Origin of the sequence: Pseudomonas indica NBRC 103045, assembly GCF_002091635.1 — a bacterium.
In the GTDB taxonomy this organism is placed as follows: domain Bacteria; phylum Pseudomonadota; class Gammaproteobacteria; order Pseudomonadales; family Pseudomonadaceae; genus Pseudomonas_M; species Pseudomonas_M indica.
In genome coordinates, this window is record NZ_BDAC01000009.1 from 166,614 (window position 1) to 188,910 (window position 22,297).

At 65.5% G+C, this 22,297-nt stretch carries 20 protein-coding genes; 15 read left to right on the forward strand and 5 right to left on the reverse strand.

The window, feature by feature from the left end; genetic code table 11:
* Position 1 precedes the first annotated feature (1 nt).
* Together PIN01S_RS12915 and PIN01S_RS12920 are read right to left on the reverse strand one after the other, a co-directional pair.
* The gene (locus PIN01S_RS12915) at positions 2 to 532 is read right to left on the reverse strand and encodes a 4-vinyl reductase (protein WP_084336080.1); all 531 of its coding nucleotides are present in this window, start codon (positions 530 to 532) and stop codon (positions 2 to 4) included.
* Between the two features lie 178 nt (positions 533 to 710).
* The gene (locus PIN01S_RS12920) at positions 711 to 1,688 is read right to left on the reverse strand and encodes a dipeptidase (RefSeq protein WP_084336081.1); all 978 of its coding nucleotides are present in this window, start codon (positions 1,686 to 1,688) and stop codon (positions 711 to 713) included.
* A gap of 237 nt (positions 1,689 to 1,925) precedes the next feature.
* Here PIN01S_RS12920 and PIN01S_RS12925 point away from each other — a divergent pair, with 237 nt between their 5' ends.
* Positions 1,926 to 2,366, forward strand: coding sequence for a hypothetical protein (locus PIN01S_RS12925; protein ID WP_084336082.1), 441 nt, complete (start codon positions 1,926 to 1,928; stop codon positions 2,364 to 2,366).
* A 334-nt stretch (positions 2,367 to 2,700) separates the two neighbouring features.
* On the opposite strand, the gene PIN01S_RS12930 is transcribed toward PIN01S_RS12925, so the two are convergent.
* A complete protein-coding gene (locus tag PIN01S_RS12930) occupies positions 2,701 to 3,654 on the reverse strand; it encodes a GlxA family transcriptional regulator (protein ID WP_084336083.1) in 954 nt (317 codons plus the stop codon).
* Positions 3,655 to 3,839: 185 nt separating this feature from the next.
* On the opposite strand from PIN01S_RS12930, the gene PIN01S_RS12935 reads away from it, so the two are divergent.
* The 8 genes from PIN01S_RS12935 to PIN01S_RS12970 all read left to right on the forward strand — a co-directional run bounded on the left by PIN01S_RS12935 (position 3,840) and on the right by PIN01S_RS12970 (position 10,821).
* Positions 3,840 to 4,778, forward strand: coding sequence for a choline ABC transporter substrate-binding protein (locus PIN01S_RS12935; protein ID WP_084336084.1), 939 nt, complete (start codon positions 3,840 to 3,842; stop codon positions 4,776 to 4,778).
* 227 nt (positions 4,779 to 5,005) lie between these two features.
* Positions 5,006 to 5,893: a 3-dehydrocarnitine:acetyl-CoA trimethylamine transferase CdhC gene (gene cdhC / locus PIN01S_RS12940; protein WP_084336085.1), complete on the forward strand. Its 888-nt coding sequence runs from the start codon at positions 5,006 to 5,008 to the stop codon at positions 5,891 to 5,893.
* A gap of 125 nt (positions 5,894 to 6,018) precedes the next feature.
* A complete protein-coding gene (locus tag PIN01S_RS12945) occupies positions 6,019 to 6,987 on the forward strand; it encodes an L-carnitine dehydrogenase (RefSeq protein WP_084336086.1) in 969 nt (322 codons plus the stop codon).
* Between the two features lie 54 nt (positions 6,988 to 7,041).
* Positions 7,042 to 7,521, forward strand: coding sequence for a thioesterase family protein (locus PIN01S_RS12950; RefSeq protein WP_084336087.1), 480 nt, complete (start codon positions 7,042 to 7,044; stop codon positions 7,519 to 7,521).
* A gap of 2 nt (positions 7,522 to 7,523) precedes the next feature.
* The gene (locus tag PIN01S_RS12955) at positions 7,524 to 8,447 is read left to right on the forward strand and encodes an alpha/beta hydrolase (protein WP_084336088.1); all 924 of its coding nucleotides are present in this window, start codon (positions 7,524 to 7,526) and stop codon (positions 8,445 to 8,447) included.
* 20 nt (positions 8,448 to 8,467) lie between these two features.
* Positions 8,468 to 9,661, forward strand: coding sequence for a gamma-butyrobetaine dioxygenase (locus tag PIN01S_RS12960; RefSeq protein ID WP_084336089.1), 1,194 nt, complete (start codon positions 8,468 to 8,470; stop codon positions 9,659 to 9,661).
* 80 nt (positions 9,662 to 9,741) lie between these two features.
* Entirely contained in the window at positions 9,742 to 10,209 is a 468-nt protein-coding gene (locus tag PIN01S_RS12965) for an SPFH domain-containing protein (RefSeq protein WP_084336090.1), read from the forward strand.
* Positions 10,210 to 10,560: 351 nt separating this feature from the next.
* Positions 10,561 to 10,821 (forward strand): hypothetical protein, encoded by a 261-nt coding sequence (locus tag PIN01S_RS12970; protein WP_084336091.1) that lies wholly within the window; start codon positions 10,561 to 10,563, stop codon positions 10,819 to 10,821.
* Positions 10,822 to 11,045: 224 nt separating this feature from the next.
* Here PIN01S_RS12970 and gbdR read toward each other — a convergent pair whose 3' ends face one another.
* Both gbdR and PIN01S_RS12980 read right to left on the reverse strand, forming a co-directional pair.
* Positions 11,046 to 12,137, reverse strand: a complete 1,092-nt coding sequence (gene gbdR / locus PIN01S_RS12975; RefSeq protein WP_084336092.1) for a choline metabolism transcriptional regulator GbdR — start codon at positions 12,135 to 12,137, stop codon at positions 11,046 to 11,048.
* Positions 12,138 to 12,551: 414 nt separating this feature from the next.
* Positions 12,552 to 13,928, reverse strand: coding sequence for an L-serine ammonia-lyase (locus PIN01S_RS12980; RefSeq protein ID WP_084336093.1), 1,377 nt, complete (start codon positions 13,926 to 13,928; stop codon positions 12,552 to 12,554).
* Positions 13,929 to 14,956: 1,028 nt separating this feature from the next.
* Here PIN01S_RS12980 and PIN01S_RS12985 point away from each other — a divergent pair.
* From PIN01S_RS12985 to betA, 6 genes are all read left to right on the forward strand, one after another.
* Positions 14,957 to 15,895 (forward strand): choline ABC transporter substrate-binding protein, encoded by a 939-nt coding sequence (locus PIN01S_RS12985; RefSeq protein ID WP_084336094.1) that lies wholly within the window; start codon positions 14,957 to 14,959, stop codon positions 15,893 to 15,895.
* 43 nt (positions 15,896 to 15,938) lie between these two features.
* Positions 15,939 to 16,784: a choline ABC transporter permease subunit gene (gene choW / locus PIN01S_RS12990; protein WP_084336124.1), complete on the forward strand. Its 846-nt coding sequence runs from the start codon at positions 15,939 to 15,941 to the stop codon at positions 16,782 to 16,784.
* On the forward strand, positions 16,781 to 18,022 hold the full coding sequence (gene choV / locus PIN01S_RS12995; RefSeq protein ID WP_084336095.1) for a choline ABC transporter ATP-binding protein: 1,242 nt from the start codon (positions 16,781 to 16,783) through the stop codon (positions 18,020 to 18,022). The genes choW and choV overlap by 4 nt, the downstream gene beginning before the upstream one ends.
* Positions 18,023 to 18,238: 216 nt before the next feature.
* Complete coding sequence (betI, locus tag PIN01S_RS13000) at positions 18,239 to 18,832, forward strand: transcriptional regulator BetI (RefSeq protein WP_084336096.1); 594 nt, start codon at positions 18,239 to 18,241, stop codon at positions 18,830 to 18,832.
* Positions 18,833 to 19,010: 178 nt separating this feature from the next.
* Positions 19,011 to 20,483: a betaine-aldehyde dehydrogenase gene (gene betB, locus PIN01S_RS13005; RefSeq protein WP_084336097.1), complete on the forward strand. Its 1,473-nt coding sequence runs from the start codon at positions 19,011 to 19,013 to the stop codon at positions 20,481 to 20,483.
* A gap of 126 nt (positions 20,484 to 20,609) precedes the next feature.
* Complete coding sequence (gene betA, locus PIN01S_RS13010) at positions 20,610 to 22,292, forward strand: choline dehydrogenase (RefSeq protein ID WP_084336098.1); 1,683 nt, start codon at positions 20,610 to 20,612, stop codon at positions 22,290 to 22,292.
* Positions 22,293 to 22,297 lie beyond the last annotated feature (5 nt).

The window sequence follows — 22,297 nt, forward strand, 5'->3', positions numbered from 1 at the left end:
GTTACAGCGGCTTGACGACGAACAGGCCGTGATCGCGGCCTTCTTCCGAGGCACCGTAGACCTGTTCGGCAACGGTACGGATCGGGCTGCCCTTGGCAGCGAGGATCTGGTCCATGGCGCCGGCGAACCAACCGGTGAACATGTAGTCCACCTTGCGGCCGCACTTGCCGTAGACATAAACGAAGGCCGAGTGGTCGAGACGGACCCGGGCGGTGCCGGCGTCGACGTCGATCTCTTCGATCTTGAACAGGCCCCAGCCGCGCTGCGACAGGCGCTTCATGTAGTGCTCGTAGACCTCGACGCCAACCAGGCCATGGCACTCGGCTTCCTTCTCGCACCAGTGCCAGGCGGACTTGTAGCCGGCCTTGTAGAGAATCTCGGCGTAGCGCTCGGCGCCCAGCTCTTCTTCGATACCGATGTGGTTGTTGACGAAGAAGTGGCGCGGCACATAGAGCATCGGCAGCGCGTCGGTGGTCCAGACGCCGGTTTCGTCGTCGACCAGGATGGGCATTTCGGGGGCGTGGGTGGACATATCGTTCAACTCCGGATTCGGTATTTAGCCCGGCTGCGGGCTGCTTCTGCCCCCTCACTCCCTTGGGAAGAGGGTTGGAGTAAGGGGGCGGTGGTTCAGTGTTCGGCGATGCTCCGCCCCCTCTCCCTGGCCCTCTCCCCAGAGGGGCGAGGGAATGGAGCGAGAGGGCCCTGAGCCCTTATTCGCCCCAGACGTCGGCGAGAACCCGTACCCAGTTCTCACCCATCACCTTGCGCACCACGCGCTCGGGCATGCCGCGCTTGAGCAGGGTCTCGGTGAGGTTGGGGAATTCGCCCACGGTGCGGATGCCCAGCGGGTTGACGATCTTGCCGAAGTTGGTCAGGCGGCGGGCGTAGCCCTTGTCGTGGGTCAGCCACTCGAAGAAGTCCTTGCCGTGCCCCTGGGTGAAGTCGGTACCGATGCCGATGGCATCCTCGCCGACGATGTTCATCACGTACTCGATGGCCTCGGCGTAGTCGTCGATGGTCGAGTCGATGCCCTTGGCCAGGAACGGCGCGAACATGGTCACACCGACGAAGCCGCCGTGGTCGGCGATGAACTTCAGCTCTTCGTCGGACTTGTTGCGCGGGTGCTCTTTCAGGCCCGACGGCAGGCAGTGGGAGTAGCAGACCGGCTTCTTCGACTCGAGGATGACTTCTTCGCTGGTCTTGGAGCCGACGTGGGACAGGTCGCACATGATGCCGACGCGGTTCATCTCGGCGACGATCTCGCGACCGAAGCCGGAGAGGCCGCCGTCACGCTCGTAGCAACCAGTGCCGACCAGGTTCTGGGTGTTGTAGCACATCTGCACGATGCCCACGCCCAACTGCTTGAACACCTCCACGTAGCCGATCTGATCCTCAAACGCATGGGCGTTCTGGAAGCCATAGAGGATGCCGGTCTTGCCCTGCTCCTTGGCCTTGCGGATGTCAGCGGTGGTGCGGACCGGGATCACCAGATCGCTGTTCTCGCGGATCAGCTTGTTGCTCGCGACTATATTGTTAACCGTCGCCTGGAAGCCCTCCCAGACGGACACGGTGCAGTTGGCCGCGGTCAGGCCGCCCTTGCGCATGTCCTCGAAGAGTTCGCGGTTCCATTTGGCGATGATCAGACCGTCGATGACGATGCTGTCGGCGTGCAGTTCGGCTGGGCTCATCAGGCTGTCCCCTCTAATGTCGTGCCCCGGCTCGGTTGCCGTGGCTTTGGGGGCAGCTTATCCCCGGGGGGCGGGTCGCCCCGGTGCAAAAACGACCGGGGAATTGCCGAAAGCGTCAAAGCTGCGACATCCGCGACCGACCGTTCGCCGCAAAGAGGTCACAAACGCACCGCCAGGACGTTCCCCTGAACAGACGGGCCAGCCGGCTCGCCATCCAAGCACGAAAAGGAGATTCTCATGCACGTTTTCCGACATTCCCAACCGAATACCTCCATTTTCCGGCTCTTCGCCGCACTGGGCGCCGCCCTCGCCCTGTTCGCCGGCCAGGCGGTAGCCGGTCCCTGCCCTTATGAATTCGCCCTGCGTGGCAAGACCGACCAGTTGTGGAAAAACGTCACCAACACCGCCTGGAACAACATGCTGCCGCCGCAGTGGGTGGACAAGGGCTTCCACTTCTACAGCCAGGCCCGCTCCCGCGGCCCGGCGAACGGCATCAACACCCCCGGCGACCTGGAGCTGGAAATCCACAAGAAAGTAGCGGAGGAACCGGAAGGCCATCCGAACCGCTGGCAGATCCTGCTGCCGATCCTGAATTCGAAGGGGGACAACCTGCGCGTCGTGTACGACTATGACGGAGGCAAGACCTCGAAGTGCGAGTTGGTCACGCTGAGCTTCTGAGGCGTTGCCAGCTCGGTATCGCGACTGAATTCGCTCCCACGGAGGCATGCTCGTGAATGCACCGTAGGGGCGAATTCATTCGCCCGGCGAGGCTGAATTTGGCGAATGAATTCGCCCCTACGAATCGCACATGTCCTGCATCGGAGCTTCGCCAGCAGAGCTGGCTCCTACACAAGCAGATGGGGGCACCCGGCCTTGTAGGGGCGAATTTATTCGCCCGACGGGGCTGAATTTGGCGAATGAATTCGCCCCTACGAATCGCACATGTCCTGTACCTGAGCTTCGCCAGCAGAGCTGGCTCCTACAAAAGCAGAGGGGTCCCTTAACCTGGACCTCACCCGCCACGCTTCGGCAGTACCGCCCGGTCCTGACTCGGGCTGCAGTCGAAGCGCACGCGGTAGCTGCGGGAGAAATAGGAAGAGGATTCGAAGCCGCAGGCCAGGCTCACTTCCAGCACGCTCATGTCGGTCTGCCGCAGCAGGTGGCGGGCCTTGTCCAGGCGCAGGCCGAGGTAGAAGTTGGACGGTGTGTCCTTCAGATGCACACGGAACAACCGCTCCAGTTGGCGACGGGTCACCTGGATTCGCTCGGCCAGCTCCAGGGTGGTCAGCGGCGGCTCGGTGTGGCGCTCCATCTCGCCGATCACCTGCACCAGTTTCTTGTTGCTCACCCCGTAGCGGCTGGCGATCTGCAGCCGCTGGTGGTCCTGGCGCGGGCGGATACGGCCGAGCACGAACTGTTCGGACACCTGCACCGCCAGCTCGCTGCCGTGGGTCTGGGCGATCAGGTCGAGCATCAGGTCGATGGAGGCGGTGCCGCCGGCCGAGGTAATGCGCGAGCCGTCGATTTCGAACAGCTCCTGGGTTGCCTCCAATTGCGGGTAGGACTCCTTAAAAGCGTCCAGCGCCTCCCAATGCAGAGTCAGGCGATGGCCGTCGAGCAGACTGGCCTCGGCCAGCACGAAGGCGCCGGTATCGATCCCGCCCAGGCGCACGCCGTCGCGGTCGAGCTTGCGCAGCCAGCGTTCCAGAGCCGGCCCGTAGCATTTCAGCGGCTCGAAGCCGGCCACCACCAACAGCGTATCGCCCCGAGCCAAGGGCTCCAGCGCGCCGTCGGCATTCAGCGACATGCCGTTGCTGGCGAGGACCGGGCCACCGTCCAGACTCATCACATGCCAGCGGTACAGCTCGCCGCGAAAGCGGTTGGCCACCCGCAGCGGCTCCACCGCCGAGACGAAGCCCATCACCGAGAAACCGGGCAACAACAGGAACCAGAAATCTTGGGCCATGGCGACGCTCATGAGGTCGGCGTTAAGCCTGCTTACCCGACTCGCTGGCACTTTGGCAACCGAACAGGTCGCCACCGTGCAACAGCTGGTCGCCCGAGTGCGTTTCGCACCACGTCGCGCTGCGTAACGTGGACACCAGCCGGCCTCACCAACAGAACAACAATCAGCCATTCGAGGGAGCCACCATGAAACGATTCATCCGTCCGCTCGCCTGTTGCCTGCTGCTCGCCAGCGGCACGCTGTTCGCCGCCGAGCCGGCCGCCTGCAAGAAAGTCCGCATGGGCGTGGTCAACTGGACCGACGTGATCGCCACCAGCGCCATGGCCCAGGTGCTGCTGGAAGAGATGGGCTACGAGGTCAAGCAGACCAGCGCCGCGCAGCAGATCATCTTCGCCGGCATCCGCGACAACCGCCTGGACATTTTCCTCGGCTACTGGAAGCCGGCGATGGACGCCAACATCAAGCCGTTCGTCGAGCAGGGCCAGGTGAAGGTATTGCCCGAGCCGAGCCTGGCCGACGCCCAGGCCACGCTGGCGGTGCCAGCGTACGTCGCCGAAGGCGGCCTGAAGACCTTCGCCGACATCGCCAAGTTCAAGGACAAGCTCGGCGGCAAGATCTACGGCATCGAGCCCGGCACCGGCGCCAACACCGCGATCAAGACCATGATCGAAAGCAACCGCTTCGGCCTCGGCGGCTTCCAACTGGTCGAGTCCGGCGAGGCCGGCATGCTCGCCGCCGTGCAGCGCGCCATCAAGCGCAACGAGTGGGTCGTGTTCGTCGGCTGGAAGCCGCACCCGATGAACATCAACATGAAGATCGCCTACCTGACCGGCAGCGAGGACGTGTACGGCCCCAACGAAGGCGCCGCCACCGTCTGGTCGGTCACCGCCCCCGACTATGCCGAGCGCTGCCCCAACGTCAGCCGCCTGCTGGCCAACCTGACCTTCACCGCCGACCAGGAAAGCCAGTTGATGGTGCCGATCATGCAGCGCCAGGAGCCGAAGGATGTCGCCCGCCAGTGGCTGCGCAACCACCCCGAGGACCTGCAGCGCTGGCTCGCCGGCGTGGAAACCCTGGACGGCCGCAACGCCGCGCAGACCCTGCAAGCCAGCCTGGCGCCCTGAGAGCCTGTTTACGATCTGCTGCGCGTCGGCCCTACTGCGTTGAAAACAGGCTCGGACTGCTCATTTACAGCTCGTAAACTCCGCGTCCTCTCCTGTTTTCGCCTTGTATGGCTCTAGCTCGCGAAATCGTAAATAGGCTCTGAGCCCGACAGCTCGTCCCAATCGAACCCTGAAACCGCCTCCCGGCCTGCGCCGGGACGGCACCGAACACCCGAAGGAAAGCGACCATGAACCATGACGTCATCGTTACCTGTGCCCTGACCGGAGCCGGCGACACCGTGGACAAGCATCCGGCTATCCCGGTGACGCCCCGGCAGATCGCCGCGGCGGCCGTAGAGGCGGCCAAGGCGGGGGCCACCGTGGTGCACTGCCACGTCCGCGACCCCGAGACCGGCAAGCCGAGCCGCGACACCGCGCTGTACCGCGAAGTGATGGAGCGCATCCGCGAGGCGGACGTGGACATCATCGTCAACCTTACCGCCGGCATGGGCGGCGACCTGCAGATCGGCCAGGGCGAACGGCCACTGGAGTTCGGCCCGGGCACCGACCTGGTCGGCCCGCTGGAGCGCCTCAAGCACGTCGAGGAACTGCTGCCGGAAATCTGCACCCTGGATTGCGGCACCCTGAATTTCGGCGACGGCGACTTCATCTACGTCTCCACCCCGGCGCAATTGCGTGCCGGCGCCAGGCGCATCACCGAGCTGGGGGTGAAGGCCGAACTGGAAGTGTTCGACACCGGCCACCTGTGGTTCGCCAAGCAATTGCTCAAGGAAGGCCTGCTGGAGGACCCGCTGTTCCAGCTCTGCCTGGGCATCCCCTGGGGTGCGCCGGCGGACACCACCACCATGAAGGCGATGGTCGACAATCTGCCGCCCGGCGCCACCTGGGCCGGCTTCGGCATCGGCCGCATGCAGATGCCCATGGCCGCTCAGGCGGTGCTGCTCGGCGGCAACGTGCGGGTCGGCCTGGAAGACAACCTGTGGCTGGACAAGGGCGTGCCGGCGAGCAACGGCCAACTGGTCGAGCGGGTCATCGAGATCATCACCCGCATGGGCGCCCGTCCGCTCACCCCGGCCGAGGGGCGACGGAAGATGAATCTGTCGCGCCGCGCGTGAGGGGTGAGGGGTGAGGGGTGCATTCACTCAACCTCGGTGTGGAGTCGCTTTTCCTCCTCACGCCTCACTCCTCACGCTTCCCTCACCGAACTGAAAACAACCACCTAAGCCCCCAGGAAGCCCCCATGCCCACCTTCGTTACCGACATCAAGACATTCGCCGCCCTCGGCACCGGCGTGATCGGCGCCGGCTGGATCGCCCGCGCCCTGGCCCACGGTCTCGACGTGATCGCCTGGGACCCGGCCCCCGGCGCCGAAGCCGCGCTGCGGGCGCGCATCGTCAATGCCTGGCCGGCGCTGGAGAAGCAGGGCCTGGCCCCCGGCGCGGCACAGCAGCGCCTGCGCTTCGTCGAGACCATCGAGGAGTGCGTGCGCGACGCCGATTTCATCCAGGAAAGCGCGCCGGAACGCCTCGACCTCAAGCTCGACCTGCACGCCCGCATCAGCGCCGCCGCACGGCCGGACGTGTTGATCGGCTCCAGCACCTCGGGCCTCCTGCCCAGCGAGTTCTACGCCGACGCGGTGCACCCGGAGCGCTGTCTGGTGGGCCACCCGTTCAACCCGGTCTACCTGCTGCCGCTGGTGGAAGTGGTCGGCGGCCAGCGCACCGCCCCCGAAGCCGTGCAGGCGGCGATCCAGGTCTATACCGCCCTCGGCATGCGTCCCTTGCACGTGCGCAAGGAAGTCCCCGGCTTCATCGCCGACCGCCTGCTCGAAGCGCTCTGGCGCGAGGCGCTGCACCTGGTCAACGACGGGGTGGCCAGCACCGGCGAGATCGACGACGCGATCCGCTTCGGCGCCGGCCTGCGCTGGTCGTTCATGGGCACCTTCCTCACCTACACCCTGGCCGGCGGCAATGCCGGGATGCGCCACTTCATGGCCCAGTTCGGCCCGGCGCTGCAACTGCCCTGGACCTACCTGCCGGCGCCAGCGCTCACCGAGCAGCTCATCGACCGCGTGGTGGAAGGCACCGCCGAGCAGCAGGGCGAGCGCAGCATCGCCGAGCTGGAACGCTACCGCGACGACTGCCTGCTGGCCGTGCTCGGCGCGATCAGGGAGACCAAGGCCCGGCACGGCTTTACCTTCGCCGAGTGAGCGCGACACTGCGCTCTACTCGCGAGAACCGTCCCCGAACGAAAAGGACCCGCCATGCCCAGCAACGCCCCGCTCACCACCTACCAGACGCCGATCCTCGCCGAATGGGTCGACTACAACGGCCACCTGCGCGACGCCTTCTACCTGCTGCTGTTCAGCTATGCCACCGATGCCTTCATGGACCACATCGGCCTGGACAGCAGCGGGCGCAAGGCCAGCGGCCATTCCCTGTTCACCCTGGAATGCCACCTCAACTATCTGCATGAGGTGAAGCAGGGCGAGGCCGTGGAGGTGCGCACCCAACTCCTCGCCCACGACCGCAAGCGCCTGCAGCTCTACCACAGCCTGCACCGCGCGGGGCAGGACGAGGCGCTCGCCGCCAGCGAACAGATGCTGCTGCACGTCGAACTCGCCGGGCCGCGCTCGGCGCCCTTCGCCGCGCCGGTACTGGCGCGCATCGAAGCCCTGGCCGAAACCCACCGCGCCCTGCCCCGGCCCGCCTACGTCGGCCGGGTGATCGGCCTGCCGGGGTGAGCATGGGCAGCCGCTACCCGCTCTCCCCGGCCATGGCTGCCTTCGTCGAGCGCAGCCAGGGCTTCGCCCCCCGCGACGACAGCCTCGCCGCCCTGCGCGAGGCCTATGCCGCGCTGTGCGCCACCTTCACCCCGCCCCGACCGGACGGGCTGGAGATCGATGAGCGACGTCTCGCCGATGTCCCGGTACGGGTCTACCGCCCGGCCAACGCCGTCGCGAACCGCCCCGGCGTGCTCTACCTGCATGGCGGCGGCTGGATGCTCGGCGGGCTGGATTCCCATGACTTCCTCACCGCCGAGCTGGCGTTGGCGTTACAGGCCATGGTGATCGCCGTGGATTATCGGTTGGCCCCGGAGCATCCGTTCCCGGCCGCCTTCGATGACTGCCGGGCGGTCTGGCACGCACTGCGCACCGAGGCATCCGCCCTCGGCCTGGACCCGGCGCGCATCGCCGTGGCCGGTGACAGCGCCGGCGGCAACTTGGCCGCCGCCCTCTGTCTGGCCCTGCGCGACGGCGGCGAAGCCCTGCCCTACGCCCAGGCGCTGATCTACCCGGCCCTCGGCGCCGACGACCTACCCTCGCGCCACCAATGCGCCGACGCCCCGCTGCTCAGCCGTGACGACCTGCTCCAGTGCCTCGCGCACTACCTGCCCGATCCGCAGCAACGGCGCGATCCCTACGCCATGCCGCTGGCTGCCACGAACTTCGCCGGCCTGCCACCCGCCTTCATCGGCGTGGCGGAGTTCGACCCGCTGCGCGACGACGGCCTGCTCTACCGCGACCGCCTGCGCGACGCCGGCGTGCCCGTGCGCTTCCACTCCGGCCACGGGCTGGTCCACGGCTGCCTGCGCGCCCGTGGCCAGGCTTTCGAAGTCGATGACCTGTTCGCCGAGCTGCTCACCGCTCTGCGCCTCTTCCTCCGTTGAACCGCCCCAAGGAGAGTCCCATGAACCTCGCACAAGGCCCGCTGGAATCCCCGGACATCGCCGACTATCGCCGCTACCCGGTCAGCGCCGGGCTCAACGCACTGCGCCCGCGCGCCGACCATCTGGAAGTGGAATGGAGCGATACCCGCATCAGCCCCTTCCATTACCTCTGGCTGCGCGACAACTGCCCGTGCGCCCAATGCGTCTACACGGTGACTCGCGAACAGGTACTGGAAATAGTCGATGTACCGGCCGATCTCCAGCCCCGGCAGGCCCGGATCGAGGCGGATGGCGCGCTACGGGTGGACTGGCCGGACGGCCACGTCAGCCGCTACCACCCCGGCTGGCTGCGCGCCCACGCCTATGACGACCTGTCCCGCGAGGAACGCTTGCGCGAGCGTCCGCGCAGCCGGCTCTGGGCCACGGGCCTGAACGAGCACCTGCCGGTGTTCGACTACGCCGCCGTGATGAAGGACGACCGTACACTGCTCGACTGGCTGCGGGCCCTGCGCGACACCGGCCTGACCCAGGTCCAGGGCATGCCCACCGAACCCGGCACCCTGCAACACATCGCCCGGCGCATCGCGTTCATCCGCGAGAGCAACTTCGGCGTGCTGTTCAACGTGCAATCCCGGGCCGACGCCGACAGCAACGCCTACACCGCCTTCAACCTGCCGCTGCACACCGACTTGCCGACCCGCGAACTGCAACCGGGCCTGCAATTCCTGCATTGCCTGGTCAACGATGCGGTGGGCGGAGACAGCCTGTTCGTCGACGGCTTCGCCATCGCCGAAGCCCTGCGCCGCGAAGCGCCGGAGGACTTCCGTACCCTCTGCGAGCTGCCGGTGGAGTTTCGCAACAAAGACCGCCACAGCGACTACCGCTGCCTGGCACCGATCATCGCCCTCGATGCCCATGGTGCGGTCACGGAAATCCGCATCGCCAATTTCCTGCGCGGTCCCTTCAACGCACCGGCCCGGCAAATGCCCGCGCTGTACCGCGCCTATCGCCACTTCATCGCTCTTACCCGCGAACCGCGCTTCCGCGTGGAACGGCGCCTGGAAGCCGGGCAGATGTGGTGCTTCGACAACCGCCGCACCCTCCACGCCCGCCACGCTTTCGACCCGAGCAGCGGCGCCCGCCACTTCCAGGGTTGCTACGTCGATCGGGACGAACTGCTGTCGCGGATCAGGGTGTTGGAACGGGAGAGATAGGGTGTCCCGACACTGGACAGGGAGATGGCGGATCGCTAGCGTTCCGCGCCAGCACTCATTCCCTGCTCAGAGGACATCGGATGTACCGCAACCAGCAAGCCGCCGCTTTCGGATTTCTCGCCATGCTCGCCCTCGTCGCCATCCTGCTGGTGATCCTGGCGCTCTGGGCCTGGCCCAAGTACCGGGTCTACAAGCTCGAACTCGACGGCATCGCCGCGCTCAAGGAAGCCGAGTGGAGCAAGCAGATTCTCATCGAAGAAGCCAAGGCCAGGGAGCAGGCCTCACTGATGCAGGCGAAGGCCAAGGTCACCTTGGCCGAAGCCGAAGGCCGCGCGCAGGTCGTGCGCGCCAAAGCTGAAGGCCAAGCCGATATCGAACGCGCCAAGGCCGCCGCCGAGGCCAACCGCATCATCGGCGAATCCCTGAAGAACAACGAACAATACCTGCGCTATGTCTGGATCAAGGGCCTGCAGGACGGCAAGGGCGAACGCATCTACATCCCCACCGAAGCCGGCATGCCGATCCTCGAAGCGGGAAAGGCGAAGTAACGCATCTTTTGATCGACTTTGCCGGGGACTCGGCGTTTCGGCGGCGTTTCTTGTGACAGGTCGCGGTTATCGGAGCGGCAAATCGCAGGCAAAAAAAACCCCCGCAAAAGCCGACACGAAAGCGGGGGTACAAGAGGGTCCTGTGCTCGGGACCGCGTGGCTGCATGCCCCGGTGGCGACCAACCACCTGGAGGGGCGAGCTGGAAAGGATTGTGCGGGGTCGCCGGCCAAGTGGATTAGCCGAAAACGACCTGTTCATGTGCGTTCCTGACATCTCGCCACATGGCCCCTTGCCGCGTTCCGGTGAGCTCACCAGAATCGAACCACAGCGACTCTTACGAGGACTTGGCGATGATGTATGCGGATTTGATCGATCAGGACGATTTGCGCGAACGCCTGCAGGCGCTGGGTATCGAGATTCCACCGGGGGCCACCGCCGAGCAGGCCTGCGAACGCGCCCTGATGGGGCTCAGTGCGCCGCGCGCCCAGGCATTGCGGGGGCTGGTGGAGCAGATGCTGGCCAGCGGTGCGGAAATGCTGCCGGCCGTGCGCGAAGCCATTTCGCGCCAGTTGCTGCCGGCACTGGCCCAGTACCGGCAGACCCATGGCTGATTTGCCGGCCCCGGTATGAACCGGGGCACGGGCATTCCCTTAGAACCTATTTACGATCTGCTGCGCGTCGGCCCTGCTGCGTTAAAAACCGACTCGGACTGCTCATTTACAGCTCGTAAAGTCGAATGCGACCCCAGCGCGTCCTCGCCTACGCGGCCCGGTCTGTTTTTGTGGGGCCGCCCAGGCCTTGCATGGCTCTAGCTCGCGAGATCGTAAACAGGTTCTTACAGCCGGACGCTCGCGAACGTGGACTCCCCACGCGCCTGGCTGAGCGCCGACATGGCGCCGGGCATGAGCGCCTGCGGAATCGGCAGCAGCGCCACCGGCTGGCTGTTGCTCGGCGTCATGCGTTCGTCGCGCGGCGGGATGCCGAAGTATTCGCGGTAGCACTTGGAGAAGTGCGGCGTGGAGACGAAACCGCACACCGAAGCCACTTCGATGATCGACATCGGGGTCTGCTTGAGCAACTGACGGGCACGGATCAGGCGCAGCTTGAGGTAGTAGCGCGACGGCGAGCAGTGCAGGTACTTCTGGAACAGCCGCTCCAGTTGCCGGCGCGAGACGTTGACGTAGACCGCCAGTTCGTCGAGGTCGATGGGCTCCTCGAGGTTGGCCTCCATCAGCGCGACGATTTCCTGCAGCTTCGGCTGGTTGGTGCCGAGCATGTGCTTGAGCGGCACGCGCTGGTGGTCCTGCTCGTTGCGGATGCGCTCGTAGACGAACATCTCGGAGATCGCGGCGGACAGCTCGCGGCCGTGCTCGCGGGAGATCAGGTGCAGCATCATGTCCAGCGGCGCGGTGCCGCCGGAGCTGGTGTAGCGGTTGCGGTCGAGGGTGAACAGGCGGGTGCTCATGGTCACGCGCGGGAAGGCTTCCTGCATCGCAGCCAGACACTCCCAGTGCACGCTGCAATCGAAACCGTCGAGCAGGCCGGCGCAGGCCAACGCCCAACTGCCGGTGCAGACGGCGCCCAGTCGGCGACCTTGGCGGGCCTGGGACTGCAGCCAGCTCACGTGTTCGCGGGTCACGCTGCGCTGGATGCCGACGCCGCCGCAGACGATGACGGTATCCAGCGCCGGGGCGTTGGCGACCGAGGAGTCGGGGGTGATCTGCAGGCCGTCGCTGGCCCAGACCTGACCGCCATCCAGGGTCAGGGTGCACCAGCGGTACAGCTCACGGCCCGATAGCTGGTTGGCCATGCGCAAGGGTTCGACGGCCGAAGCCAGGGAAATCAGGGTGAAGTTGTCGAGCAGCAGGAAGCCGATGGATTGCGGCGCACGGTTCTGGGCTTGCGCCCCGGGGTTGAACTGCGACATCACGGTATCTCCTCACGCAAAGCGGTTAGGCCCATTGGGGCTCTTGTTCTTTTATGCCGGCCGGTACGCCTGGCGTCCGGACTGTGAGAATTCGGAACGCAAATGTCGTGCCTATTTTGAATGACTGTTCAATCAAAAAAGGCGGAGTCACCTGAGTGCCTCTGTCATGCGGTTCCGAGGCACTCCAGCCCGGTCATCCGGCGGCCTTGCCGCTGCTCGCCACCTGCGTGACTGAGCAGTTTCGTAGCACCTTGGCAGGTGCTACCGGGTAAGGATTGTCACCCCTTGCCTCGGGATTCCCCTAACCGTTCCCGACCCCGTCCTTGAGGCCGGTACTTCATTCGGTGGACGCGCCAAAAGATGGCATCGCCCGGCGCCCGTGTGCGAAGAACGGGCAATCGCGGGAACCCGGCGTCAGCACTCGATCGCGCTGACCGCCAACCCTCCACGCGAGGTTTCCTTGTACTTGTCGTGCATGTCCGCACCGGTGTCGCGCATGGTGCGGATCACCCGGTCGAGGGAGATGAAATGCTCGCCATCGCCACGCAGCGCCATCTGCGCGGCGTTGATCGCCTTCACTGCAGCGATCGCATTGCGTTCGATACAGGGCACCTGCACCAGCCCGCCGACCGGGTCGCAGGTCAGCCCGAGGTTATGCTCGAGGCCGATCTCGGCGGCGTTCTCCAGTTGCTCCGGGGTGGCGCCGAGCACTTCGGCGAGACCGGCCGCCGCCATGGCGCAGGCCGAACCCACCTCGCCCTGGCAACCGACTTCGGCGCCGGAGATGGAAGCGTTCTTCTTGCACAGGATGCCCACCGAGGCGGCGCCTAGGAAAAATCTGACGACATCGTCGTCGCAGGCATCCGGGTTGAATTTCATGTAGTAGTGCAACACAGCCGGGATGATGCCGGCGGCGCCGTTGGTCGGCGCGGTGACCATGCGCCCGCCGGCGGCGTTTTCCTCGTTCACCGCCAGGGCGAACAGGTTGACCCACTCCATGGCGCTCATGGTCGAGCCGATCACGTTGGGCTTGCCCAGCTCCTGCAGGCTGCGGTGCAGCTTGGCGGCACGCCGGCGCACATTGAGCCCGCCGGGCAGGATGCCCTCTTCGCTGAGCCCGTTGTCCACGCATTCGCGCATGGCCTGCCAGAGGCGCATCAGCCCTGCGCGGATGTCCGCTTCGCTGCGCCAGGCCTTCTCGTTTTCCAGCATCAGTTCAGAGACCCGCAGCCCGTGCTGACGGCACAGTTGCAGCAGTTCCACCGCGCTGGAAAAGTCGTAGGGCAGGCGGGTGTGGTCCTGGTCGAGCTGGCCGGCGGCGGCCTGCTCGGCATCGACGACGAAGCCGCCGCCGACGGAATAGTAGGTATCGCTGTGCAGCTCGCCGTTGTCGTCGCAGGCGATCAGCGTCATGGCGTTCGGATGGTAGGGCAGGTTCTCGTCGAGCAGGCGCATGTCGCGCGCCCAGTCGAACGCCACCGGCCGCTCACCGCCCAGCAACAGGCTGCCGGTCTCCTTGAGAGCAGCGATACGCGGCGCGATCTGGCGCGGGTCGATGCGATCCGGCCATTCGCCCATCAGCCCCATGATCACGGCGTTGTCGGTGCCATGGCCGACACCGGTGGCCGACAGCGAGCCGTACAGCTTCACTTCGACACGGGTGACCCGTGCCAACAGGCGACGCTCGCCAAGGGCCTGGACGAAGAGCGCGGCGGCACGCATCGGCCCCACGGTATGGGAACTGGAAGGCCCGATCCCGATCTTGAACAGGTCGAACACACTGATGGCCATGGAACAACCTCCTGAGACGAAGCGGCATGCGGACTGCCTTTACGGGCGGGCATCATCGGTCCTTTGTCCGATGTCACGGAGTCCCATTCCGACGCACCCTTATCCACCAGCGTCGTCGTCATACGTGCTTCATAAATACGCCTGGACGTCGCGGACCGACGCACCGTAAACGACATTCCACACACCAAAAACGACGGCTCCGATAGGCGTACCGTTTCACCTGGCCGACGATCCCTCGGTTGCCGGGAGCGGCTTCGGGCGCCAGTCGCGCATGGGCATGGCGGATTCACAGAGGATGGCGCGAGCCGCCACCCCCACCGGGCTTCGTCGAGCGCACTCGCGGCTCATCCGGATAAATAAAAGGAAGCGAGGCGATGAAAGGCATGACCTCCACGCTCCTGCTCCTGGCCCTCTGCATCCCATTCGCGACATATGCAACGGAACCGGAAGGCTGCCGGCTGGTCCTTTATCCGACGTCGGCTGCATCGACATCACATGACCAGTGCAACGACCCACCTGGCGCTCGGCCACATCACGCAGGTCAAGCGCTTGTCGAGCCGGAGACCTGCCAGGCGCTGAGCGACAAGCGGCTCGATGTGTCTCTTCGATGAGAACACCAACCGCCGCCAGGCGGCCAAGGCGTGGCTGAAAGCCCACCCGCAGGCCCTCGACACCTGACTGGCCGGCATCGGCACCCTGGGACGATCGCCCGGCACGGGAGGTGGTCAAGGCGCGGCCTGGTTTGTTTGAATGAAAAAAGGCCGGGGCGGTCCAGCAGCGCCCCCGGATACCGCGCAGAGGGGCCCCGAATTACCGGATACGACCCCTCTCATGCTGGATACGACCCCGGCTGCACTGGTTGCGACGCCCCCCATAGGCGTTTGTTTTCCGCTGTTCCATGATCCTCTCGACTCAACCGCTAGGCTTGGTGTGCAGGCCGCCACGCACGAAGTGGCCTCACATTTTCATACCGACTGCCAATGCCGCTCCCCGAGAGGAGCTACAACAACCAGAAACGGAGTCCGCCCATGAAAATACGAACGTTTGCGATGGCCGCCACCCTAGCCAGCCTCCCCCTGCTGGCCCAGGCCGCCGAACCAGAATCTTGTGGCGTTGTTCGCTTTGCCGATGTCGGCTGGACCGACATCACCGTTACCACCGCAGTCACCAGCGAAGTGCTGGAAAGCCTCGGTTACCAGACCAAGACCAACATGCTGTCGGTGCCGGTGACCTACCGTTCGCTGCAGAACAAGGACATCGATGTCTTCCTCGGCAACTGGATGCCGACCATGGAGAACGACATCAAGGAATACCGCGACAAGGGCACCGTGGAAACCGTGCGGGCCAACCTCGAAGGCGCCAAGTACACCCTCGCTGTACCGGACTATGCGTATGAAGCCGGCCTGAAGAACTTCGCCGACATCGCCAAGTTCGCCGACAAGCTGGACAACAAGATCTACGGCATCGAGCCGGGCAACGACGGCAACCGCCTGATCCAGGGCATGATCGACGCCAACACCTTCGACCTCGGCAAGTTCAAGGTCGTCGAGTCCAGCGAAGCCGGCATGCTTTCCCAGGTCCAGCGCGCCGTGCGGCGCAACCAGTGGGTCGTGTTCCTCGGCTGGGAACCGCACCCGATGAATACCCGCTTCCCCATGAAGTACCTGGAAGGCGGCGACGACGTGTTCGGTCCGAACTACGGCGGCGCCACCATCTATACCAACGTGCGCAAAGGCTACACCCAGGAATGCGCCAACGTCGGCAAGCTGCTGCAGAACCTGCAGTTCAGCCTGGATATGGAAAACCAGCTGATGGACGCCGTGCTGAACCAGAACCAGAAGCCGCGTGAAGCCGCCAAAGCCTGGCTGAAAACCAACCCGCAGGTTCTCGATACCTGGCTGGCAGGCGTTACCACTCGCGACGGAAAACCCGCACTGGGCGCAGCCCAGGCCAAGCTGGCGCCCTGATCGGGGCGCCTTCCGCTCCTCCTGCAAGTGGATGTACGAGACCATGCTGACTGATCACAAACTCCCCCTCGGGCAGTACATCGCCGACTTCGTCGAATGGCTGACCCTCAATGGCGCCGAATTCTTCGACTCGGTGGCCGACACGCTGGAAATGCTGATCCAGGGCGTCACCCATGGACTGCTCTGGTTCAACCCGCTGGTGCTGATCGGCCTGTTCGCGCTGCTGACGCAACTGATCCAGCGCAAGTGGGCCCTCACCGCGTTCTGCGCGCTCTCCTTCCTGCTGATCCTCAACCTCGGCTACTGGCAGGAAACCATGGAGACCCTGGCCCAGGTGCTCTTCGCCACCCTGGTCTGCGTGGCGATCGGCGTGCCGCTGGGCATCGCCGCCGCGCACAAGCCGATGTTCTACACCTTCATGCGGCCGGTCCTGGACTTGATGCAGACGGTGCCGACCTTCGTCTACCTGATCCCCACCCTGACCCTGTTCGGCCTGGGCGTGGTACCGGGGCTGATCTCCACCGTGGTGTTCGCCATCGCCGCGCCGATCCGCCTGACCTATCTAGGCATCCAGGACGTGCCGCACGAACTGCTCGACGCCGGCAAGGCCTTTGGCTGCTCGCGCTGGCAACTGCTGAGCCGCATCGAGCTGCCGCATGCCATGCCCAGCATCGGCGCCGGCGTGACCCAGTGCATCATGCTGTCGCTGTCGATGGTGGTGATCGCCGCCCTGGTCGGCGCCGACGGGCTCGGCAAGCCGGTGGTCAATGCCCTCAATACCGCGGATATCGCCCTCGGCTTCGAAGCCGGTTTGTCCATCGTCCTGCTGGCCATCCTGCTCGACCGCGTCTGCAAACAACCCGAAGCCAAGCGGAGGACTGAAGCGTGAGTATGATTCGCTTCGAGAAGGTCGACGTCATCTTCTCCAAACAACCGCGTGAAGCCCTCGCCCTGCTCGATCAAGGCCTCACGCGTGACCAGATCCTGAAGAAGACCGGCCAGGTGGTGGGCGTGGAAAACGCCAACCTGGACATCGAGCGCGGCGAAATCTGCGTACTGATGGGCCTTTCCGGCTCCGGCAAATCCAGCCTGCTGCGCTGCATCAACGGCCTCAACACCGTGAGCCGCGGCCGCTTGCTGATCGAGCACGAAGGCGCCGAGGTGGACATTGCGTCCTGCTCCCCGGCCACCCTCAAGGCCATGCGCACCAAGCGCATCGCCATGGTGTTCCAGAAGTTCGCCCTGATGCCCTGGCTGACCGTGGCGGAAAACGTCGGCTTCGGCCTGGAGATGCAGCACCGCCCGGCCGCCGAGCGCAAGAAGCTGGTCGACGAGAAGCTCGAACTGGTCGGCCTCAGCCAATGGCGCGACAAGCGCCCGGACCAGCTCTCCGGCGGCATGCAGCAGCGCGTCGGCCTGGCCCGCGCCCTGGCCATGGATGCCGACATCCTGCTGATGGACGAACCCTTCTCCGCCCTCGATCCGCTGATCCGCCAGCAGTTGCAGGACGAATTGCTGGTGCTGCAACGCAAGCTGCACAAGACCATCGTCTTCGTCAGCCATGACCTGGACGAAGCGCTCAAGCTCGGCTCGCGCATCGCCATCATGAAGGACGGCCGGATCATCCAGTACAGCAAGCCGGAAGAGATCGTTCTCAACCCGGCGGACGATTACGTGCGTACCTTCGTTGCCCACACCAACCCGCTCAACGTGCTGTGCGGCGAAAGCCTGATGCGACCGTTGCAGCAGTGCCGCCACGAAGGCAACGAAATCTGCGTGGACCAGGGCCGCGACTGCTGGCTCGGCCTGGACGACAACAACGGCGTGCAATGCGCTCGCCAGGGCGGCCAGGATCTCAAGCTGCAACGCTGGGCACCGGGCGACCTGGTGGCCAACCTGCGCCGCGAGCCGACCCTGGTCAACGTGCGCATCGCCATGCGCGACGCCCTGCAGATTCGCTACCAGACCGGGCACAAGCTGGTGCTGGAGGATAACGGCCAGGTGGTCGGCATCCTCGGCGACAGCGAGCTGTACCACGCATTGCTCGGCAAGAACCTGGAAAAGGACGACAACAACGCGGCCAAACCGGTCCAGGTGCAACCGGCGGAGCTCTCCCGGGTCGTCTGACCAAGCCACACCGCTCGGCCTCCGGTGCTCCGCCCCAACGGAGCGCAGGGGGCTGCCGCGCACGGAGCGGTAAAAAACGCCCCGTGTCGTGGTTAGCAATGCCAGGTCGTTTTTGTTGATTGTTCGTTCAATAAAGATTCCATAGACTGCTCCAAGCCTAGTGCCATGCTGGTTCCAGCCACCCGGAGCAGTCGCCGGACGAACAGAGGTGTCGCCATGCCCAAGCTTGGAATGCAACCGATCCGCCGCTCGCAACTGATCCACGCCACCCTCGAGGCGGTCGACCGGGTCGGCATGGGCGAGGCCAGCATCGCCCTGATCGCCAAGCTGGCGGGCATGTCCAACGGCATCATCAGCCACTACTTCCAGGACAAGAACGGCTTGCTCGAAGCCACCATGCGCCACCTGATGGCGGCCCTGCGCCAGGCCGTGCGCGAACGCCGCCAGGCGCTGCCCGACGACAACCCGCGCGACCACCTGCGGGCGATCATCGCCGGCAACTTCGACCCCAGCCAGGTCAACGGCCCGGCAATGAAGACCTGGCTCGCCTTCTGGGCCAGCAGCATGCACCAGCCCTCGCTGCGCCGGCTGCAACGGATCAACGACCACCGGCTGTATTCCAACCTCTGCGGCGAATTCCGCCGTGTGCTGCCGTATGAGGATGCGCGCGCCGCCGCCCGCGGACTGGCTGCGCTGATCGATGGCCTGTGGCTACGCGGCGCGCTATCCGGCGATGCCTTCGACACCCAGGAAGCCTTGCGCATCGCCTACGAATACCTGGACCAGCAACTGGCCAAGCAGGCCGGCTGAACCGATAGACACTCCCTCTCCCTTCTGGGGAGAGGGCTGGGGTGAGGGGCGGAGGATCGTTCCAACACCCTGGCGGCGTCCCCGCCTGACGCTCTCGAAAAACGAGAGAGATGCGAGGAACGCGAACCCCTAACCCTGGCCCGTATCCCGATATCGGCCACCTTATTCAGGAGTTCCCATGGCCCGATTCGAACTGCAGAAGCTCTATATCCACGGCGGCTATGTAGACGCCACCAGCGGCGCCACCTTCCAGAGCATCGACCCGGCCACCGGCGAAGTGCTCGCCGAGGTGCAGCGCGCCTCCCAGGCCGATGTCGAGCGCGCCGTGGCCAGCGCCGAGGAAGGCCAGAAGGTCTGGGCGGCGATGACCGCCATGCAGCGCTCGCGCATCCTGCGCAAGGCGGTGGACATTCTCCGCGCGCGCAACGACGAGCTGGCCGAGCTGGAAAGCCTGGACACCGGCAAGCCGCTGGCCGAGACCCGCTTCGTCGACATCGTCACCGGCGCCGACGTGCTGGAGTACTACGCCGGCCTGATCCCCGCCATCGAGGGCGAACAGATCCCGCTGCGCGAGACCAGCTTCGTCTACACCCGCCGCGAGCCGCTGGGTGTAGTAGCCGGCATCGGTGCCTGGAACTACCCGATCCAGATCGCCCTGTGGAAATCCGCCCCGGCCCTGGCCGCCGGCAACGCGATGATCTTCAAGCCCAGCGAAGTCACCTCGCTGACCGCGCTGAAACTGGCCGAGATCTACACCGAGGCTGGCGTGCCGGATGGCGTGTTCAACGTGGTCACCGGCAGCGGCCGCGAAGTCGGCACCTGGCTCACCGAGCACCCGCGCATCGAGAAGATTTCCTTCACCGGCGGCACCGACACCGGCAAGAAGGTCATGGCCAGCGCCTCCAGTTCCTCGCTGAAGGAAGTCACCATGGAACTGGGCGGCAAGTCGCCGCTGATCATCTTCGACGACGCCAACCTCAACCGCGCCGCCGACATCGCGGTAATGGCCAACTTCTTCAGCTCCGGCCAGGTCTGCACCAACGGCACCCGTGTGTTCGTCCCGCGTGCCCTGCAATCGCGCTTCGAATCCAAGGTGCTGGAGCGGGTCAAGCGCATCCGCCTCGGCAGCCCGCTGGACGAAAGCACCAACTTCGGCCCGCTGGTCAGCTTCGCCCACATGGACAGCGTCCTCGGCTACATCGAGAAGGGCAAGGCGGAAGGCGCACGCCTGATCTGTGGCGGCGAGCGTGTGACCGACGGCGACTACGCCAAGGGCGCCTACGTGGCACCGACGGTATTCAGCGATTGCACCGACGACATGACCATCGTCCGCGAGGAAATCTTCGGCCCGGTGATGAGCATCCTGGTCTACGACGACGAGGACGAAGTCATCCGTCGCGCCAACGCCACCGACTACGGCCTCGCCGCCGGCGTGGTGACCCAGGACCTGAACCGCGCACACCGGGCGATCCACCGCCTGGAAGCCGGCATCTGCTGGATCAACACCTGGGGCGAATCCCCGGCGGAAATGCCGGTGGGCGGCTACAAGCAATCCGGCGTCGGCCGCGAAAACGGCCTGACCACCCTGGCTCACTACACTCGCATCAAATCCATCCAAGTCGAGCTGGGCGATTACGTCTCCGTGTTCTGACGCCTTGCCTCAGCCCTACACGGAACAAGCCTCCTCTCCCCTCTGGGGAGAGGGTTGGGGTGAGGGGGCGGTGCATCGCGCCGCAACGATCCCGGCACCCGAGCAGTCCATCCGAAGGATGTCCCCATGCCTCAAGAATTCGATTACATCATCGTCGGCGCCGGCTCCGCCGGTAATGTACTGGCCACGCGGCTGACCGAAGACGCCGACGTCAGCGTCCTGCTGCTGGAAGCCGGCGGCCCGGACTATCGCCTGGACTTCCGCACCCAGATGCCCGCCGCCCTCGCCTATCCGTTGCAGGGCCGCCGCTACAACTGGGCCTACGAGACCGACCCGGAACCGCACATGAACAACCGCCGCATGGAGTGCGGGCGCGGCAAGGGCCTCGGCGGCTCCTCGCTGATCAACGGCATGTGCTATATCCGCGGCAATGCCTTGGACTACGACAACTGGGCGAAGAACAAGGGCCTGGAAGACTGGACCTACCTCGACTGCCTGCCCTACTTCCGCAAGGCCGAGACCCGCGACATCGGCCCCAACGACTACCACGGCGGCGACGGCCCGGTCTGCGTGACCACGCCGAAGCCGGGCAACAACCCGCTGTTCCACGCCATGGTGGAAGCCGGGGTGCAGGCCGGTTTCCCGCGTACCGACGACCTCAACGGCTACCAGCAGGAAGGCTTCGGCCCGATGGACCGCACGGTAACGCCCCAAGGCCGTCGCTCCAGCACCGCGCGCGGCTACCTGGATCAGGCGCGCAACCGGCCGAACCTGACCATCGTCACCCACGCCCTCACCGACCGCATCCTGTTCAGCGGCAAGCGCGCCATCGGTGTCGCCTACCTGCACGGCAACGGCAGCGAGCCGGTCACCGCGCACGCCCGCCGCGAAGTGCTGATCTGCTCCGGCGCCATCGCCTCGCCGCAGCTCCTGCAACGCTCCGGGGTCGGCCCCGGCGCCCTGCTGCGCGACCTGGACATCCCGCTGGTGCTCGACCTGCCGGGCGTCGGCGCCAACCTGCAGGACCACCTGGAAATGTACGTGCAGTACGCCTGCAAGGAACCGGTGTCGCTCTACCCCGCGCTGCAATGGTGGAACCAGCCACCGATCGGCGCCCAGTGGCTGTTCCTCGGCAAGGGCGTCGGCGCCAGCAACCAGTTCGAAGCCGGCGGTTTCATCCGCACCCGCGACGAATTCGAGTGGCCGAACATCCAGTTCCACTTCCTGCCGGTGGCGATCAACTACAACGGCAGCAACGCGGTGAAGGAACACGGCTTCCAGGCCCACGTCGGCTCCATGCGTTCGCCCAGCCGCGGGCGTATCCAGCTCCGCTCGAAGGACCCGCGCAAGCACCCGAGCATCCTGTTCAACTACATGAGCACCGAGCAGGACTGGCAGGAATTCCGCGATGGCATCCGCATCACCCGCGAAATCATGAACCAGCCGGCACTGGACCCGTTCCGCGGCCGCGAAATCAGCCCCGGCGTCGACTACCAATCCGACGCCGACCTCGATCGTTTCGTCCGCGAGCACGCCGAAACCGCTTTCCACCCGTCCTGCTCGTGCAAGATGGGCGAGGACGACATGGCGGTGGTCGATGGCCAGGGCCGGGTGCACGGTCTGGAAGGGCTGCGGGTTATCGACGCCTCGATCATGCCGCTGATCACCACCGGCAACCTCAACGCCCCGACCATCATGATGGCCGAGAAGCTCGCCGACAAAATCCGTGGGCGGACGCCGCTGCCCCGCAGCAACGCGCCCTACTACGTCGCCAACGGCGCACCGGTACGCGGCAAGCCGCTGCGCTGAGCCAC